Here is a 17,125-nt window from a genome sequence, read left to right on the forward strand (position 1 = left end):
GAAGCGCCTCGAGTTCGTTCGTTCCCACTGTTGGGCTATGGAGTTGGATTTCATAAGCTTGGCTGCTCTATAAGTTAAAGATTGGGTTGGGGCAGGTACAGTAGACTACCTTTTCCACTGAGATGTGGGCTGATGTGTTGCTCACATCCTTTACCAGAGCGTACACTCTGCCCTGTGGAACCAACCCTATTTCGTGGCCGACGCGACCGAAAGCTGGGTGATAGCCTTGCGGTGCACCTCGAGGGCGTCACCAAGCGCTTTGGTGAACACAAGGCAGTGGATAATATTACCCTCGACATTCGGGATGGTGAGTTTTTTAGCCTATTGGGGCCTTCAGGCTGTGGCAAGACGACCTTGCTGCGAATGATTGCGGGCTTCGATACGCCCGACGAGGGCCGGGTCATTATCGGTGGAAAGGATATGACCCAGGTGCCGCCCTACCTGCGCCCGGTCAACACGGTCTTCCAGAACTACGCGCTTTTCCCGCACATGACCGTGGAGCAGAACATCGCCTTTGGCTTGCGCATGAAAAAAATGCCCAGGGACGAGATTGCCAAACGGGTACAATGGGCGTTGGAACTCATCAACCTTCCGGGCTACGAAAAACGCCGCACCGACCAGATGTCCGGGGGGCAGCGCCAGCGGATTGCCCTGGCCCGGGCCCTGGTCAACGAACCGGAGGTGCTGCTGCTCGACGAGCCGCTTTCGGCCCTCGACCTCAAGCTGCGCCAAGAACTGCGGGTGGATCTGATGAACCTGCAAGAGCGGCTGGGCATTACCTTCATTTTCGTGACCCACGACCAGGAAGAAGCCCTGGTGATGTCGGATCGCATCGCCGTGATGAACAAGGGCCGCATCGAGCAATTAGGCCCCACCGAGGAGATCTACGAACTGCCGCAAACCGCTTTTGTAGCCAAATTTATCGGCGATTCCAACCTCATTCCGGCCAAGGCCCTGGAGCCGCGCAAGGTTAAGACCTCTATCGGCGAGCTCGAGCTCGATAAAGAGGACGCCCTCACCCCAGGGCAAGAGGTTTTACTCTCGATTCGTCCGGAGAAAATTCGCCTCTTCCGCGAGAAACCCAACCTGCCCAACGTCTTTCGGGCCAAGGTAGACGACATCATTTACACCGGCTCGGAAAACCAGTATGTGTTGCTGGTAGATGGTCAGCGCCTGATGTGCGACACCCTCAACCAGGACATCCAGGAACCGGGACATGAAGAGTTCACCTACGATGAAGAAGTCTGGGTGGCCCTTACACCCGAGAAGTTGGTGGTCATCCAGGGTGGGGCCGAGGGGAGTAATCCCTATGCGTGAGGCTGCGACGCCCTGGGAACGGCTGCGCCAGATGCTTCTCACCATTGGGCCGGGAGCCTTCTGGCTGGTGCTGTTCGTGTTGATTCCCACCCTCATTATGCTGGTGGCCTCGCTGATGAGCCGGGGTAGTCTGGGCCAGCTTGTACCGCCCTTTGGCCTGCATAACTACCTGCGTTTTTTCTCCGACCCGCTGTTTGTAGAAATCATCGGGCGTAGCCTGTGGATTGGTTTCTGGTCAACGGTATTCATTATGTTGCTGGGCTACCCGCTGGCCTTTTACGTCGCCCAGAGCCGCTACAAGGAAGCTTTGCTGCTGCTGGTGGTCATCCCGTTCTTCACCAACTTTCTGATCCGGGTCTATGCCTGGATTGTGGTCTTCCAGAAAGAGGGCCTGATAAACGGCCTCATCACGGCTTTTGGCCTCCCGCCTGCCGAGCTGCTGCCCTCTACCTTTGCGGTCTACGTGGCTACGGTCTACACCTACCTGCCTTTTTTCGTGCTGCCGCTTTATGCTGCCGTCGAGCGCATTGACTGGAGCCAGCTCGAGGCCGCCTACGACCTGGGGGCCAGGCCCATTCGGGCTTTTTGGGAGGCCATTTTTCCCCAGACGGTCCCGGGTTTGTTTGCCGGTTTCCTGCTGGTTTTCATCCCGGCGGTGGGCACTTTTGTGATTGCCGACCTGCTGGGGGGTGGGAAGGTTACGCTGGTGGGCAACCTGATCCAGCTCCAGTTTGGCTCCGCGCAGAACTGGGCTTTCGGTAGCGCGGCCAGCATGGTGCTGATGGCTATGGTGCTGCTGGGCTTGTGGCTCTACGCCCGCACCCAGGGCGAGAAAGGACTGGATAAGCTGGTATGAGGCGCTGGCTCTCCTTTCACGCCTGGCTGGTATTTGCTTTTTTGTACCTGCCCATACTGGTCATTGTGGCGCTTTCGTTCAACCAGAGCCGCTTTGGGGTGCGCTTTACCGGCTTCACCTTCGACTGGTACATACGGCTGTTTAGCAACGAGCGCATCCTCGAGTACCTCACCAACACCCTGATTGTGGCGGTGGTGTCCACGCTGGTCTCGACCGTTCTGGGCACCCTGTTGGCGCTGGGGCTGGTGCGCTACCGGTTCCGCTGGCAAAATGCCCTGCGCTACTTGCTTTACGTGCCGGTGGTGGTGCCGGATGTGGTGATGGGCATATCTCTCCTGCTCTTGTTTGACGTGGTGCGCGACGCCATTGGCTGGCCCCGCCTGTCGCTGTTTACCATCATCCTGGCCCATATTAGCTTCCAGATCGCTTACGTGACCCTGGTAGTACGGGCGCGGCTGATGCTGCTCGACCCAACCCTGGAGGAAGCAGCCAAAGACCTGGGCGCGACCCCCTGGCTCACCTTCCGCGAGGTTACGCTGCCCCTGATCATGCCGGGGGTGGTCTCGGGGGCCTTGCTGGCGTTTAGCCTTTCGCTCGACGACTTTGTGGTGACCTTTTTTACCGCCGGCCCTGGCTCTACCACCCTGCCCCTCTACATCTACTCCTCGGTCAAGCTGGGGGTAAGCCCCGAGATTCACGCCCTCTCCACTTTGATGGTGGGGATTACAATTTTGGTGCTGTTGTTGGGGACACTGTTCTGGAGGAAGCGCTCGTAAGTGCGCGAGCGGAGGAAGGTGCGAATGAACAGAGTTTGGTTGGTTGCTTTGTTGGGGCTTTTGGTGGCCGGTTGTGGGCAGCAGAAGAAAGAGCTGCGCCTTTTGAACTGGTCGGACTACATGCCCAAAGAGGTGCTCGAGGCCTTCGAACAGCGCGAGGGCATCAAAGTGGTGGAGGATACCTACGACTCCCCCGAGGCCATGCTCTCCAAGCTGCAAGCCGGGGGCGACGCCGAGTACGACGTGCTGATTACTGCCGACTACACGGTGGGTTCGCTAGCACGGGCCGGCAGCCTGCAGGAACTCGACAAGGCCAAAATTCCCAACCTGAAGAACCTCGACCCCCAGTTCACCGACCCTGCCTTCGATCCGGGGGGCAGGTACAGCGTGGTGTACCAGTGGGGAACCACCGGGCTGGCCTACCGGGAAGACCTGGTGCAGGGGCCGGTGGAGAGCTGGGCGGTGCTGTTCGATCCGGCCAGGCAGGTGGGGCGCTTCTTGCTGCTCGACGAGATGCGCGAGATGGTGGGGGCAGCCCTCAAGTTCAAGGGCGAGTCGGTCAATTCCACCGACCCGGCTAAACTGGCCGAGGTACAGACCCTTTTGCTCGAGGCCAAGCGCCGCTCGCAGGGCTTTGCAGGCGGAACCAGCATCCGTGACCGTCTGATTGCGGGTGACATTGCCGTGGGGCCTGCTTACTCTGGAGATATTCTGGCGGCCCAGGCCGAGAACCCCAGGCTCAAATATGTCATTCCTGTCGAAGGGGCTACCCTCTGGACCGACAACCTGGTGGTGCTGAAGAAAAGCCCCAACCACGAGCTGGCCTACAAGTTCATCAACTTCTTGCTCGAGCCCGAGATCGCCGCGCAAATCTCCAACTCGATTGGCTATGCCACGCCGGTGGCCGCCGCCATGGATCTAATCGAAGAAAAGGACAACCCTCTCATCTACCCCACCCAGGAGAAACGGGCCCGCCTCGAGATGCTCTCCGACCTAGGCGACCAGGCCGATGCTTTCAATAAGGTCTGGTCGGAGGTGAAGTCGCGTTAGGGTCACCTTCATAAGAATAGAATCTTGTCTCCAGCTTGATTTCAGCTAAATGAAGGGCAAAGTTGGTGGCGTGTTATCGGCATTGCTGGCCTGCGGCATTTAGGAATGATTAACTAAACCCGTTGTGAGGCGCAAATCTTACATTTGGCTGGAGGCTCGAGGCTATACTCGAGGTGTGAGAACACTCTTCGGGCTTCTGGCACTCTTCAGCCTAGCGTTGGCCCAGACCGGGCCCCAGCTATACCAGCAGAACTGCGTGTTCTGCCATGGTGAGAATGGGCAGGGAAGGGCAGGGGCTTTCCCGCCGCTGGCGGCCCACACCACCGAGCTCATCAAAACCGCAGAGGGACGTGCTCACCTCATCAACACCCTGCTTTTTGGAATGCAGGGCCCCGTCCGGGTCAAAGGCAATACCTACAATGGGGTCATGCCGGCTTTTGGACAGCTCACCGACGAGCAGATCGCCACAGTGCTCAACCACATCCTCAATGCGTGGGGTAATGACAAGCTGCTTCCACGCGAGCATCGGCCCGTCACGGCAGTGGAGGTGGCCAATGCCCGCAATGTGGGCGGCAACCGCCCAACCCCACAGCAAGTGGGCAGCAACCGGGCACGTATAAACGTCCCATAGGATGTTGACGTAAAATCACCGATGGAGGAGTTTAGATGAAGCATCTAATGGTTGCGTTGGTTCTACTGTTTTCTGCTGCTTTTGCGCAAAGCGGGGCTACCTTATACCAGCAATGCCAGGGCTGCCACCAGCCCACGGGTGCAGGTATTCCCGGTGTCTTTCCCCCACTGGCCGGTCATGTACCCGTGATTTTGGCTGCTAAAGGCGGTCGGGCTTGGCTTATTCAGGTTTTGCTATGGGGAATGAGTGGTGAAATAACGGTCAAGGGGGCGAAGTACAACGGGGTGATGCCGAGCTATCGCCAGCTTAGCGACGCAGATATTGCTGCGGTGCTCAACCACATCTCGACCCAGTGGGGCAACAAACTGCCTGCGGGTCAGAGACCCTTTACTGCCGCCGAAGTACGGGCGCAAAGGGCCAAGACCATGACCGCAGCCCAGGTAAATGCCGCCCGAAAGGCTTTGGGACTGAAGTAGCGCAAGTTTGGTTTGGAGAGCACCTGTAAGGGTGCTCTCCGCTTTTGCAAGGCTACAGACGTAACCAGCCATCAACTCCAAACCTGGAGCGGTGACTGCAAATCGTAGTGCGGTGCCGTGCTGGTTGACTTATATGGGGGAAGTGGTTCGCGGCCTCTTGGATTCAGCTAATCCAAACGCAAACCACTCTATACCCTGCACAAAATAGCAAGCTCGGTAGAGCTTGCTCTGGGAGGGGAGAGGCCAGTTTGATCAGAGATGCTTTCACTGCCGTACTTCTAGGGATATCCCAGCAAGACTCGAGGCCCGGTGCAGCTATGTGCGAAGAGTGCGATAGGCTATGGTTGTGGCGGAGGAGGCAGTTCAAAAGCTTTCAACCACCGACTGGGCCGTGTTGGCAGCCCTGTTGGAGCAGGAGTCGCATGGATTTCGTATTGCGGCCTTGTTTGCCTCGAGCGGCGAACTGGGCGATATCTGGCGCATTCAACGCACCCAGGTTTATCGGGCCTTGGAGCACCTGCAAGCTCTTGGACTGGTGGAAGCGGTGCGGCAGGAAGAGGGTGAGGCGGGGCCACCCAGAACCCTTTTTGCTGCGACCGCAACAGGTCGAGCTTCTGCCTTGAAATGGCTCCTGACCCCAGTGACCCGCTTGCGCTATGGCCGTTCCGATTTGCGGCTCAAAATTGCCTTCCTGATGCGTTTGGGCCACAACCCCAAACCCTTGCTGTTGGCCCAACAAAAGGTCTACGGCCAGATATTGCAGGAACTGACCGCCCGGAACCTCGGGACCGAGGGCGTGCAAGCGGTCTCGTTGTTATGGCGTTTGGAGATGGCCAAGGCCAGTCTGCGCTTTATCGAACAGTTGCTGGAAAAGTAGCTGCGAGCTTGTTTTTGCCCTGGTCGGTGGTCTATAGTTACACTGTAACTTCTTTGGGGTCGGCATGAAGCATTGGATTCTATGGGTTTGGCTGTTGCTGGGAACCGCTTGGGCTCAATCCGATACCATTCGCGTGGTAGCAGCCGCCGATCTCCAGTTTGCGCTCAGTGAAATTGCTCGAGACTTCGTGCGGCAAAACCCTGATGTGCGCGTCTCGATCAGCTTTGGCTCCTCGGGCAAGATGTACACCCAGCTTCAGCAGGGGCTTCCGGCAGATCTGTTTTTTTCTGCCGATGAGGTGTTCCCAAATCTGCTCGAGCGGACCGGTCTGACCACGCCTGGAACCGTGCGGATGTATGCGGTCGGGCGCATGGTCATCTGGGTTTCCCATCGGCTTGTTCAGCAAGGCCTCGATCCTCGGCAGTTAGGGCTGCGAATACTGCTCGACCCCAGGGTGACCAAAATGGCCATTGCCAACCCGGTTCATGCCCCCTATGGGCGGGCTGGGGTGACGCTCTTAGAGCGCTATGGCCTACTGCGCCAAACCCGCCTGGCCAAGTGGGAGGAGATGACGGCTGGCATCCCGGCCTACTACGATATAGCCCCCCTACGAAGGGGCAAGCCCAGCTTCGAGTTTGTCTATGGTGAAAACATCGCCCAGGCGGCTCAACTGGCCCTGACCAGCACCAACATTGGCCTGATTGCCCTCTCGATTGCCAAGAGCGAAACCATGGAGCGGGCGGGGGTGTTCTGGCTGGCCCCCCTGGAGAGCCACCTGCGCCTAAACCAGACCTACGTGATGATGCGCGGCCAGGATCGCCCGGCGGTGCGGCGCTTCTATGACTACATCGGTACTTCGGCAGCCCATCAAGTGCTGCGCAGGTATGGTTTCTTGTTGCCGGGGGAAAAGCTTGACTGACCCGGTTTTCTGGCAGACCCTGCAACTGACCCTCGAGGTTAGCCTGGTCACCACGCTGATCCTGTTGCTGTTGGGTCTGCCGCTGGGCTGGGTGCTGGCCCACAAGCGCTTTTGGGGCAAGCGGATGCTAGAGTCCATCGTGCTGCTGCCCCTGACCCTGCCTCCCACGGTGCTGGGCTTCTATCTACTGCTGCTGCTGGGACAAAATGGCCCAGTAGCCCAAACTTTCGGTTTCACCTGGGCTTTTCGCTTTGAGGGGCTGGTGGTGGGGTCGGTGCTCTTCAGCCTACCCTTTGCCCTCAATGGCTACCGCGAAGCCTTTCGAAGCCTCGAGCTGGACTTGATTCAGACCGCCCGCACCCTGGGAGCGGGGTGGCGGCGGATCTGGCTCGAGGTGATTCTGCCCATCACTTGGCCGGGCATTCTTTCTGGCACCATTCTGGCCTTTGCCCATACGCTAGGGGAGTTCGGGGTGGTGCTGATGGTGGGGGGCAGCATTCCGGGCAAGACCCAGATGGTTAGCATCTATATCTACGACCAGGTGCAGGCCCTTCAGTTTGGGCGGGCAGGCGAGGCAGCGGCGGTTTTGCTGGTGATTAGTTTTGCCCTGGTTTATCTGGTGCGAACCTTGGAGGATGTGTGGAGATCGCGTATGCCCTCGAGCACCCGATAAAGCTGCATCTGAAGCTGCACGTACAGGGCTTTACGGTTTTGCTGGGGGAGAGCGGGGTGGGCAAGACCAGCCTACTGAAGGCAGTAGCAGGTCTGATTTCCGCTACAGGGCAACCTTTTGGGGGCCTGCGGCCCGAGCGACGCCCGGTGGGCTACCTGCCCCAGCATTTTGCCCTGTTTCCCCACCTTCGGGCTTGGCAGAATGTGGCTTTCCCGCTGGCCCATCTGCCCGCAGCCCAGCGCAAATCCAAAGCCCTGGGGTACTTGGCTCAGATGGGCATTGCCGAGTTGGCTGAGCGCTTTCCCCGTCAGCTCTCTGGAGGGCAGCAGCAGCGGGTGGCCCTGGCCCGGGCACTGGCCCGAGAACCGCAAATTCTGTTGCTGGACGAGCCCACCAGCGCCTTAGATGTAGCGACTCGGGAAGAAGTTTTTGGGGGGGTGTTGGGGCGCCTCAAATCCCTCCAGATACCCACCCTGGTGGCCTCGCATGACCAGTGGCTGGCCCAAAGAGCCGACTGGGTAGCAGTTTTGACCAAGGCTGGACTGGTGCAACAAGGAACCTCCGAAGAGGTATTTACCCGTCCCGCGACCCTCGAGGTAGCCCGGCTGGTGGGCTTTCGCAACCTGTGGGAGGGCACGGTTTTGGCTTCGGACGGCGTGTGGGCACAGATACAAACCCACCTTGGCGTGCTCAAAGCTCCGTGCCAGAACTGGATTTCAGTGGGGCAGTCCGTGATGCTGGGCATCCGCTCGGAGGAAGTCTTTACACTGGACAGCGCCGAGAACCGTATTCACGGCCAGGTGCAGCATCTGCGCTCGCAGGGCCTACGGGTGCGTGGCCAGTTGGTGGTGGGCGATGTCACCCTGGATTTCTTGCTACCCCGCTACAAGCAGGCCCAGCTCAAGCTGACCGAAGGCAAGTCGCTCGAGGTGGCCCTCGAGCCGCGCTACCTGCACCTGATGGCAGCCAACAACTAGGATTGCTTTTGCTCTGGTTTGGCTTCCTCTGCTTTCTTGTCGTCTTCGCTCAATCCTTTGCGAAACTCCTTGGCCGATTGGCCTAGACCTCGAGCCAACTCCGGTAGCTTGCGGGCACCAAACAGCAAAACCACAATCACCAGAATGATGATGAGTTCAGTAGGGCCGATAGGCATAGACTTCCTCCTTAGCGCCAGTATACGCCGACTGGCCTAGACCTAACTGTAAACCCAGGTCGTAACAGGAATGTGAAAAAGGGCAAAATTTCTGAGGCGCAGCCCTCGTTCACACTTCCCGATACCGATCTCGATGCATTAGCAAAGCCAGCCCCAGGCCCAGATAAACCATCACCAGGCTGCTGCCCCCTTTGGAAATCAGCGGCAGCGTGAGTCCTGTTACCGGGGCCAGCCCCAGCGTTACGGCGATATTGACCACCACCTGAAAAGCCAGCATGGAGAGTACGCCCGCAATCACCAAGCGATCTTCCATTCGCACGCACTCCAAGACCATTCGGCCTAGGCGGAAGATCAGAAGGGCATACAGCAGCAGCAGGGTCACGGCCCCCACCAGGCCCCATTCCTCAGCCAGCACCGAAAAGATGAAGTCGGTCTGGCGCTCGGGCACAAAGCCCAGTTGGGTCTGGGTACCCGCACCGAAACCCTTGCCCATCAGGCCACCCGAGCCGATAGCGATGGTGGATTGGATCTGCTGGAAGCCCTTGCCCCTGGGATCTTTGGACAAATCAAACAAAATTTCGACCCGATCCCGCTGGTACTGGTTGAGGTTGGGCCAGATGACGGTGGGCACCAGCAATGCCACCGCCACCAATCCAATGATGATGTGGTGCATGGGCATCCCGCGTACAAACAGAATGCCCAGAACCCCTGCAATCAGCACCAGCGTACCCCCTAGGTCGGGCTGGATGAACACCAAAGCCAAAATGGGCGCGGCCAGTAAAGCCGGCAATACATAGTCCAAGGGGCGCTCGAGGGGCCGGGCCGCCAGCACTCGAGCCAGCACTAAGATAAGCCCGATCTTGGCGATCTCCAGGGGCTGAAAGCCGACTGGTCCCAGATCGAACCAAGCCTTGGCCCCGTTAATCTCACGTCCTACCAGCAAGACCAACACCAGCATGGCCACCGAGGTAATGTAGAGCGGAAAGGCCCAGGAGAGTACCTGACGGCGCGAGAACATCTGCACCAAAAGACCCACTGTCAACGCGACCGGAAGAGCCAGCAATTGTTGCAGCCAGACCATTCGGCTGGGAGCCGCACTGTACAGCGTGACCAGACCCAATAAATTAATCAGCAAAACCAGACCAATCAGTACCCAGTCATAGGCAAATACCGGAACCCTGCGCAGTGTCACCACATCAGTCTATCCAGACGTGGTGAGATTTGTGATTTTTCGTGACCGATGCCTGTTGCAAACGTGTGCAGGGCCGAATAATAAGCAGACCCAGGATGTTAGACTCTTGGTGGGAAAAGGAGCTCTGGACACATGGACGAAATCATTACAGTTGGCTCTGGCATCGTAATTATCCTGTTGATCATAATGTTCGTTTTTTTTGTCAAGGATAAGGGTCTGGGCAGTAAGGACGGCCACTAAGCCCAGAGATGATGGATGGGATCGGGCTGAGGGCGCAAGCTTGTGCGCCTGGATAGGTTTGTTTGCTTGCAGCATATATCAAACGAATTTACGTCAGCCGCGGTAAATAGCGTAATATATTCTTTGGAGGCAGATATGCGCGAGGTGTTTGTGGTCTCGGCGGTGCGTACCCCCATTGGTCGGTTTGGCGGGACGCTCAAGGACTTTTCACCCATTGATCTGGGGGCGCACGTGATGAAAGCTGCGCTCGAGCAAGCCAGTCTGAGCGGTGCTGACTTAGATTTGTTTGTTTTTGGACAGGTTTTGCGGGCAGGTCATGGGCAGTTGCCGCCCCGCCAGGCAGCTCTTAAGGCCGGTATTCCCAACACCGTAGATGGCTACGCAGTGGATATGGTGTGTGCCTCGGGGATGCAGGCCGCAGCCAATGGTGCGCTGGTCATTAGGAATGGCGATGCCGAGGTGGTGCTGGTAGGGGGTATGGAATCCATGACCCAGAGCGGATTTTACCTCTCCAGCCGGGCCCGTTGGGGCTACAAGTACCTGGCGGGTGCACCGGAGCAATTGCAAGACATTTTGCAACGTGACGGGCTTTCCGACCCCTTCACCGGCGAGGCCATGGGCGACCAGACCGAACGACTGGCTGCCGAGTTCGGGGTGACCCGGGCGGAACTGGACGAAGTGGCGATGCACTCCAACCTGCGGGCCGCTAAAGCCCAGGAAGCTTGCCACTTCAGCCGGGAGATTGCACCCCTCGAGGTCAAGACCCGCAAAGGGGTGGAAAGAGTCGAAAAAGACGAAGGCGTGCGGCCCGACACTACCCGCGAATCGCTGGCGGCCCTGCGCCCGGCTTTCAAAAAAGACGGGGTGCTGACCGCAGGAAACGCCTCACAAATCTCCGATGGGGCGGCGGCCTTGGTACTCGCCAGCCCCGAGGCCGTGCAAAAGCACGGCCTGAAGCCTATCGCCCGGATTCTGGGCAGTAGTTGGGCTGCTGGAGAGCCTTGGCGCTTTCCCGAGGCCCCAGTTCCGGCGGTTAGGAAGCTGTTGGAAAAGCACAAACTTGGCGTTGCCGACTTCCATCTTTTCGAAAACAACGAAGCCTTCGCACTCAACAACATTTTGTTCAACCGTCTGCTGGGGGTGCCGCTGGACCGCCTGAATGTGCATGGAGGTGCCATTGCCCTGGGCCACCCCATCGGAGCTTCGGGTGCCCGCATCCTGACCACCCTGATTCATGCCCTGCACACCCATGGCAAAGAGCGCGGTCTGGCTGCCATCTGCCACGGAACCGGCGGCTCCACCGCAATGGCATTGGAAGCAATTGGCTAGAGCGAGCCGCTATCAGGCGGCTTCCTACTTCCTTTAGCCGAGGGTTTTTTCATCTCTGCGTGCTAGCATCGAGGGCGGAGGTTGTGCTATGAGTCAGGAAACCAAAAAGACCTGGACAGAAGAACTCGAGGTCTCGGGCGGACAACTGGTAGACAAACTCAAGGAATTGCTGCAACAGGCCAACACCCGCCGGGTCAGCGTCTGCAAAGCCAACGGCGAGGAAATCTTCTCCGTGCCGCTTACAGTGGGCATCCTGGTGGGGGGCGTGGTGACTTTTGCAGCACCTGTTTTGGCAGCGCTGGGAGTAATTGCCGGGGTCGCCACCAAGGTCAAGCTTCGGGTTGAACGCGAAGAGGGTGCGACCACCGAAATTCGGCCTGAAGACAAACTAGATTGAGCATCGGAGGATTGAATGGACAATACCCCCAGACACGAAGAGAAAACTTGGGTTGAGGAAATACAGGTGCAGGGCAGCGAATTGGTTGGCAAGATTCAAGAGCTATTGCGCGACGCTACTGCCACAAGAGTCACCATCTGCAAGCCGAACGGCGAAGAGCTAATTTCGCTGCCGCTTACGGTGGGTGTGCTGGTGGGGGGTTTGCTCACCCTTGCCGCTCCACGCCTAGCCGCCATAGGAGCCATTGGGGGCCTGATCGCCCAGTTCAAACTCAAGGTAGAGCGCCACAGCGATGGGCAACTGCAAGCCCGCACGCCCGATGAAGAAGACCAGACCCTCTTCCCCGACCAACCAGCCTGAGATTGGCTGTTTCTAAGTGAAAAGCAACGCTGCTTGGCGTTGCTTTTTTGTTCTTGCGGGGCATTCTAAACCTATTTGATCCAATGAGGCATCAGTTCTTCCAGGCTTATTTCTTCGATACTCCAGCTCGAGTCCATCACCTCGTACTCGGCCTGGGCTGCGATAAAGTCGGCGGCCTCGCGCAATACCGTCTCGACCCAGACCCCATCGTAACCAATCAAACTAAAGCCCACCACCTCCCAGCCGTGGTCATCCTGTCCGGCCAGTCTGGCCGCCGAGACCGGAAAACGGGAGCGCAGGCGCTCGATGGTGGGCTTGATGAGGGCCCGTTTTTCCTTGAGGCTTTTGACCCAGGGCATTTCCAGTCGTGCGGTATAGATGCCCAGATAGGCTTTCATATCCTAGATTGTGCCACACGCAAACTATTTACACGGCTACGGATTTAACCTGATGCGTTCCGGGAAGCAGTAAATATTGAATGAACCACGTAAAAAACCTATGAGGGTAAGGTTGAATTCCTTGGCCAGATCCACCGCCAGGCTGCTGGGGGCCGATATGGCTGCCAGAGCCGGGATACCGGCTGCCAAGGTTTTCTGGGCGAGTTCGTAGCTGGCCCGTCCACTCACCAAAACCAGACACTGCGAAAGCGGGAGCCGATTTTCCAACAGCGCCCAGCCTACCAGCTTGTCTAGTGCATTGTGGCGGCCCACGTCCTCACGCAATGCGAGTAGATTCCCACTTCCATCAAAAATTGCTGCTGCGTGCAACCCGCCGGTCTGCTCGAATAACCCTTGTTGAACACGTAACTTTTCGGGCAGTTGGGCCACCGTCTCGGCGGGGATTTGGAAATCTGAATCTAGCTTGGCGTACCGCAGCCGCAAATTGTCCAGCCCCGCTTTTCCGCACACCCCACAGGCTGAGGTGGTGTAGAAGTGCCGCTCGAGCGGGGCTAAATCGGGCAGTGTATCTGATTTTAGCTCGACGTTGACAATGTTGTAATGCTGGGGCTCACCCGCATCTGTGCAGTAGGCGATCCGCTGGATTTGCCCCCGGCTTGTGATCACGCCTTCGGCAAATAGAAATCCTGCCGCCAGCTCAAAATCACTCCCTGGCGTTCGCATCGTAACCGCTAGGGTATGCCGAACCTTCTGCTTACCGCTACCTGCTACCAGCCGGATCTCCAAGGGCTCCTCGGTTATGAGCAGGTCGGACTTGGCGAAAGCCTGCCCGCCCTCAATCCGAAGCAACCCGGTTCGGGTTCTGGCCTTGCGGTTCTTGGGTGTGGATATAGACATATACCTCTTTGTAGGCCGGGATTTTAGCCCGTTTTGAGCGTTGCTCGGGATTCATCAGAACGTTGCCCTCCGGCCAATGAACCTGCAAGCTGCCGGGCCGGAGGCTGGCCACGAATACCTGTCCGGCCAGCGTACCAAACGGGTTTTGTAGCCAGATGCGTTGGCCAGGTTGCAGGCCAAGTTTTTGCAGATCGGTTTGGCTTATCAGTACGGCATCGCGGGGCGCACCGTTGATGGGGTCGGTGGGTTCGTGCACCATGCTGTTGAACTGTTTGCCGCGCCGCGTGACCAGCCGGAAAGCCCCTTTGGGCAGGGTGCTTTGCGGCAGTACAACCGCCCTGAAGCGAGCCCGTCCGTCGGAGGTAGGGCAGACCCCGCCGGGGCACAGGTGCGGCCCTCCATACTGGAAGGTATCGCCCTTGGCCCGCAGGTGTTGGATGCCGTCGTAGAGCGGGATGACCCGTGCAATTTCCTTGCGCACGGCGGCCGTATCGGCAAAGCGCACCTTTTCGGCCAGCTCGGGCTTGCACATGCGGGCTACCACATCCTGAAAAACCTGTCCCTCCCAGCGGGCTTCGGCGATGCGGGGGCCGGGGATCTCGGGGCTGAAAATCACCCGCCGCTCAGTGCTGGTCTCGGTGCAGCCGCCTGGGATTTCGTAACGGGTGGTGGCGGGGAGCAGAATCACCTCCTCGGCGGGCTCGACCAGCATCTGCGAGGAAAGCACAATGTCCTGGTGCACCCGTAGCGGCACCTGGGCCAGGTGGGCCTCGGCCTGGGCCGGGCTGGGCAGGGTCTCGGGGAAGTTGCCCCCCACACTCCAGAGCACGTCCAGGTGGCTTTCCAACATCTCTGCCACCGTGAGGCCGGGCTGATCTGGAACGGAAAAGCCCCACTGTGCACCCAGTGCGGCGGCGCTTTCCGGGTTGATGGGGATGCCCCCCGGAAACACCGAGGCATAGGCCCCCATCTCGGCCCCGCCCTGCACGCCGGAATGCCCCCGGATGGGCATCAGGCCGCAGCCTTCGCGCCCCAGGTAGCCCCGGGCCAGGCCCAGGTTCACGATGGCCTGCACGGTGTCCTCGCCGCAGGTGTGCTGGGTGATGCCCATGCTCCAGACCAGCACCGCTTTGTCGGCTTTGGCCAAGAGCAGGGCGAACTCGAGCATCTCCTGCTTGCTCTGCCCGGAAAGCTGCTCGAGCTCCTCCCAGGGGCTCGATTCCACTGCGGCCCGCACCGCCTCGAAGCCGTGGGTGTGCTGGGCGATGAAGGGCTGGTTGAGCCAGCCCTGCTCGAGCAGGTGCTTGAGCGTTCCGGCAATGAAGGCGCTGTCGCCGCCGGGCTGCACCAGGAAGAACCGGTCGGTGATCTTGCTGCCGAACAAGGCACTCTCGAGGTCGGAAGGAATCCAGTAGTGGGCCATGGCCGGCTCTTGGTAGGGGTTTACGCAGACCACCTGGGTTCCGGCTTTCTTGGCGTAGTAGAGGTATTTCATCATCACCGGCTGGTTGACGGCCGGATTGGAGCCAAAAAACACCACTAGATCCGTCCCGATCAGGTCGCTATAGCTACAGGTGGTGGCGGCCACGCCAAGGGACTCCTTGAGCGCGACCGTGCTGGGACTGTGGCAGATGCGGGCGGCGTTATCAATGTTGTTGCTTCCCAACGCCCGTGCGGCTTTCTGGGCCACGTAGTAGGTCTCGTTGGGGGTGCCCCGGCTGGTGAGGTAAAAGCCCATTTTGTCGGGTGGAGTTTTACAAAGCCGCAAGGCAATGCGGTCGAGGGCCTCGTCCCAGCTGATGCGGGTGAACCCTAGTTCCCCCCGGCAGCGGCGCATGGGGTAGGAGAGGCGGCCCAAGGCCCGCAACTCGGCGGAGCTCTTGGTCTTCAGGCCTTCGACGTCCCGCAAAAGTTCGATGTTCAAGGGCCCCTGGGTATTGAGCCGCAAGAGCCGCAGCCGGATATTGCAGAGGTGAACCCCCTCGATCGTCCAGTCCCTCAGGCCGCTGGTGCCCAGGGCGCAGCCATCGCAGACCCCGTCGCGCAGGATGCGCCAGGCGTACTCGAGGTTGTCGGCGTTCTCGCCAATGGCCCGGAAGACCTCGAGGAAGTTGTTGGGCTTCTGCAACCCCAGCCCAAACGGCCGCAGGCTCACCCAGGTTTCGGGGCTCCACCCTTTTTTCACCGGCTTGAGTGCCACTTCCTGCCTCCGCTGAACGCCCTTATTCTAAGGCCAGATTGGGGCGCGGGTGTGTGAGCGCGGGGTTGTCCTCAAACCTTAGCCAATTGCCCCGCCAGTCGAAATACTCCAGCGCCCCCAGCCGTTTTTTGTAGTCGTACTCGGAGGGTTCTAGGTAGGCGTAGCCGGGGTAGTAGTAGGCCTTGCCGCAGGCCCTCGAGAGCAGGATCGAGTGAACAATCATCAGGATGCCCAGGCTGCGCCTGGAGAGGTCGGGGTCGAAGCACTGGTAGACGCTCGAGGTGGCCTGGGCCCCCTCGTCCAGGTAGCTGATGCCCACCAGGCGGCCCTGGTGGTGCAGGGTCAGGCTGTGGCAGCGGCAGGGGATATGTGTCGGGTGCCGCGAGATGAAGTTGTAAATGCTTTGGGGAATGCTGTGGGAAAAGCGGGTTTTGTGCCGGGCGAAAAGCGCCTCCACCTGGGCGTTCACAAAGGCCGGCTGTAGCTTTAGCTGGATGTCCTGGTTCTTCCTGAGCACCCGCTGCTGGCTTCGACGCAGGACAAACCCGGCCAGCCGCACCCGCAGGGGCAGCACGGTTTGGCTCCTGGTTTGACTGTAACGAAAAAAGTACTCCCCGAAGTGGCGCCAGCCCTCGGCCCAAAGCCGATCCATGACCTCGGGCTCGACCTGATCGGCCAGAAAATACTCATTCAGGTAGGGCACCATCGCTGGATGAGCCTGCCATCTCAGGTACGTTCCGTTGGAGCGATGGCCCTACACCGACTGGAGGTGGGCATGGAACAGCGGGTCGAAGATATGGGGCTTTTCCATGTGAGGCGAGTGGCCGGTGTCCGGGATTACCTCTTCGCGGAAAAAACCGCCGTTGGCAGCGTACTGCTCGAGCACATAGCGGGTCTGTCCCACCATCGGCTGCGGGGGGTGCACCGCATCACCCGGCCAGCCTGGCACCACCCCCAGTTTGCCCAGGGTGCCCATATTGAAGAGGCTCATATCCCCCACAATCTGATCGTCGGAGCCGCGCACCCATAAGATGGGCGGCTTGGTGGGGGCCGAGAGCATCTTCTGCACGCTATCGCCGATGTACTTGGGCGAGATGGCGTTGGCAGGCCCCCACTTTCCAGGGGCGACCCCCGGCCAGTGGGGCGAAGGCTCGAGGTCGCCCGGATACTTGTCCGGCCCGATTTTCTCGGATAGAACGCCCGAGAGCAGGGCTTCTTCGCGGGGGTGCTGGAAGGGTGGCTTCCAGTAGAAGCTGTTCATGACCGTGCGGGGGGAGGCCTGGTGTTCTGTGCCACGGTACCCTTCGGCGATAAGCTTGGCGAACTCGGGGTTGACAATACCCGCCCCCGAGCCGGCAAAATCGGGGGCACAGGGGGTGCCTTG

19 protein-coding genes and 1 pseudogene are annotated in these 17,125 nt (G+C 59.2%); 13 read left to right on the forward strand and 7 right to left on the reverse strand.

The window, feature by feature from the left end; translation table 11 throughout:
- Positions 1–174 precede the first annotated feature (174 nt).
- The 10 genes from WKI89_RS12720 (at position 175) to WKI89_RS12765 (ending at position 8,552) form a co-directional block, all read left to right on the forward strand.
- The gene (locus WKI89_RS12720; RefSeq protein WP_337870172.1) at positions 175–1,317 is read left to right on the forward strand and encodes an ABC transporter ATP-binding protein; all 1,143 of its coding nucleotides are present in this window, start codon (positions 175–177) and stop codon (positions 1,315–1,317) included.
- Entirely contained in the window at positions 1,310–2,173 is an 864-nt protein-coding gene (locus WKI89_RS12725; protein ID WP_337870174.1) for an ABC transporter permease, read from the forward strand. Before WKI89_RS12720 ends, WKI89_RS12725 begins: the two co-directional genes overlap by 8 nt.
- Positions 2,170–2,949, forward strand: coding sequence for an ABC transporter permease (locus tag WKI89_RS12730; protein ID WP_337870176.1), 780 nt, complete (start codon positions 2,170–2,172; stop codon positions 2,947–2,949). The genes WKI89_RS12725 and WKI89_RS12730 overlap by 4 nt, the downstream gene beginning before the upstream one ends.
- Positions 2,950–2,973: 24 nt before the next feature.
- Complete coding sequence (locus WKI89_RS12735) at positions 2,974–3,999, forward strand: spermidine/putrescine ABC transporter substrate-binding protein (RefSeq protein WP_337870178.1); 1,026 nt, start codon at positions 2,974–2,976, stop codon at positions 3,997–3,999.
- A 175-nt stretch (positions 4,000–4,174) separates the two neighbouring features.
- Complete coding sequence (locus WKI89_RS12740; protein ID WP_337870180.1) at positions 4,175–4,630, forward strand: cytochrome c; 456 nt, start codon at positions 4,175–4,177, stop codon at positions 4,628–4,630.
- Positions 4,631–4,665: 35 nt separating this feature from the next.
- Positions 4,666–5,106, forward strand: coding sequence for a cytochrome c (locus WKI89_RS12745; protein WP_337870182.1), 441 nt, complete (start codon positions 4,666–4,668; stop codon positions 5,104–5,106).
- A gap of 346 nt (positions 5,107–5,452) precedes the next feature.
- Entirely contained in the window at positions 5,453–5,983 is a 531-nt protein-coding gene (locus WKI89_RS12750) for a helix-turn-helix transcriptional regulator (protein ID WP_337870184.1), read from the forward strand.
- A 64-nt stretch (positions 5,984–6,047) separates the two neighbouring features.
- Entirely contained in the window at positions 6,048–6,902 is an 855-nt protein-coding gene (modA, locus tag WKI89_RS12755) for a molybdate ABC transporter substrate-binding protein (protein WP_337870186.1), read from the forward strand.
- Positions 6,895–7,575 carry a molybdate ABC transporter permease subunit gene (modB, locus tag WKI89_RS12760; RefSeq protein ID WP_337870187.1) on the forward strand — a complete coding sequence of 227 codons (681 nt, stop codon included), beginning with the start codon at positions 6,895–6,897 and terminating at the stop codon, positions 7,573–7,575. Before modA ends, modB begins: the two co-directional genes overlap by 8 nt.
- Positions 7,542–8,552 (forward strand): ABC transporter ATP-binding protein, encoded by a 1,011-nt coding sequence (locus WKI89_RS12765; RefSeq protein WP_337870188.1) that lies wholly within the window; start codon positions 7,542–7,544, stop codon positions 8,550–8,552. The genes modB and WKI89_RS12765 overlap by 34 nt, the downstream gene beginning before the upstream one ends.
- On the opposite strand, the gene tatA is transcribed toward WKI89_RS12765, so the two are convergent.
- Positions 8,549–8,728, reverse strand: coding sequence for a twin-arginine translocase TatA/TatE family subunit (gene tatA, locus WKI89_RS12770; RefSeq protein ID WP_337870189.1), 180 nt, complete (start codon positions 8,726–8,728; stop codon positions 8,549–8,551). The two genes, WKI89_RS12765 and tatA, sit on opposite strands and share 4 nt — an antisense overlap.
- A gap of 109 nt (positions 8,729–8,837) precedes the next feature.
- Complete coding sequence (gene rodA, locus WKI89_RS12775; RefSeq protein ID WP_337870191.1) at positions 8,838–9,920, reverse strand: rod shape-determining protein RodA; 1,083 nt, start codon at positions 9,918–9,920, stop codon at positions 8,838–8,840.
- A 375-nt stretch (positions 9,921–10,295) separates the two neighbouring features.
- On the opposite strand from rodA, the gene WKI89_RS12780 reads away from it, so the two are divergent.
- From WKI89_RS12780 to WKI89_RS12790, 3 genes are all read left to right on the forward strand, one after another.
- Positions 10,296–11,489, forward strand: coding sequence for a thiolase family protein (locus WKI89_RS12780; RefSeq protein ID WP_337870193.1), 1,194 nt, complete (start codon positions 10,296–10,298; stop codon positions 11,487–11,489).
- 88 nt (positions 11,490–11,577) lie between these two features.
- On the forward strand, positions 11,578–11,886 hold the full coding sequence (locus tag WKI89_RS12785) for a DUF4342 domain-containing protein (RefSeq protein WP_337870194.1): 309 nt from the start codon (positions 11,578–11,580) through the stop codon (positions 11,884–11,886).
- A gap of 15 nt (positions 11,887–11,901) precedes the next feature.
- Positions 11,902–12,246, forward strand: a complete 345-nt coding sequence (locus tag WKI89_RS12790) for a DUF4342 domain-containing protein (RefSeq protein ID WP_337870196.1) — start codon at positions 11,902–11,904, stop codon at positions 12,244–12,246.
- A 71-nt stretch (positions 12,247–12,317) separates the two neighbouring features.
- Here the strand turns inward: WKI89_RS12790 and WKI89_RS12795 are convergent, their stop codons facing one another.
- The 5 genes and pseudogenes from WKI89_RS12795 to WKI89_RS12815 all read right to left on the reverse strand — a co-directional run.
- Positions 12,318–12,644, reverse strand: a complete 327-nt coding sequence (locus WKI89_RS12795; protein WP_337870198.1) for a DUF503 domain-containing protein — start codon at positions 12,642–12,644, stop codon at positions 12,318–12,320.
- Positions 12,645–12,680: 36 nt separating this feature from the next.
- On the reverse strand, positions 12,681–13,541 hold the full coding sequence (fdhD, locus tag WKI89_RS12800; protein ID WP_337870200.1) for a formate dehydrogenase accessory sulfurtransferase FdhD: 861 nt from the start codon (positions 13,539–13,541) through the stop codon (positions 12,681–12,683).
- Positions 13,480–15,741 carry an FdhF/YdeP family oxidoreductase gene (locus tag WKI89_RS12805; RefSeq protein ID WP_337870202.1) on the reverse strand — a complete coding sequence of 754 codons (2,262 nt, stop codon included), beginning with the start codon at positions 15,739–15,741 and terminating at the stop codon, positions 13,480–13,482. The genes fdhD and WKI89_RS12805 overlap by 62 nt, the downstream gene beginning before the upstream one ends.
- A gap of 22 nt (positions 15,742–15,763) precedes the next feature.
- Positions 15,764–16,447 carry an arginine-tRNA-protein transferase gene (locus WKI89_RS12810; protein WP_337870204.1) on the reverse strand — a complete coding sequence of 228 codons (684 nt, stop codon included), beginning with the start codon at positions 16,445–16,447 and terminating at the stop codon, positions 15,764–15,766.
- Between the two features lie 48 nt (positions 16,448–16,495).
- Positions 16,496–17,125 (reverse strand): annotated as a pseudogene (locus tag WKI89_RS12815) (alpha/beta hydrolase); the annotation flags it as partial.

Source organism: Meiothermus sp., assembly GCF_037443965.1.
Taxonomy (GTDB): Bacteria; Deinococcota; Deinococci; order Deinococcales; family Thermaceae; genus Meiothermus.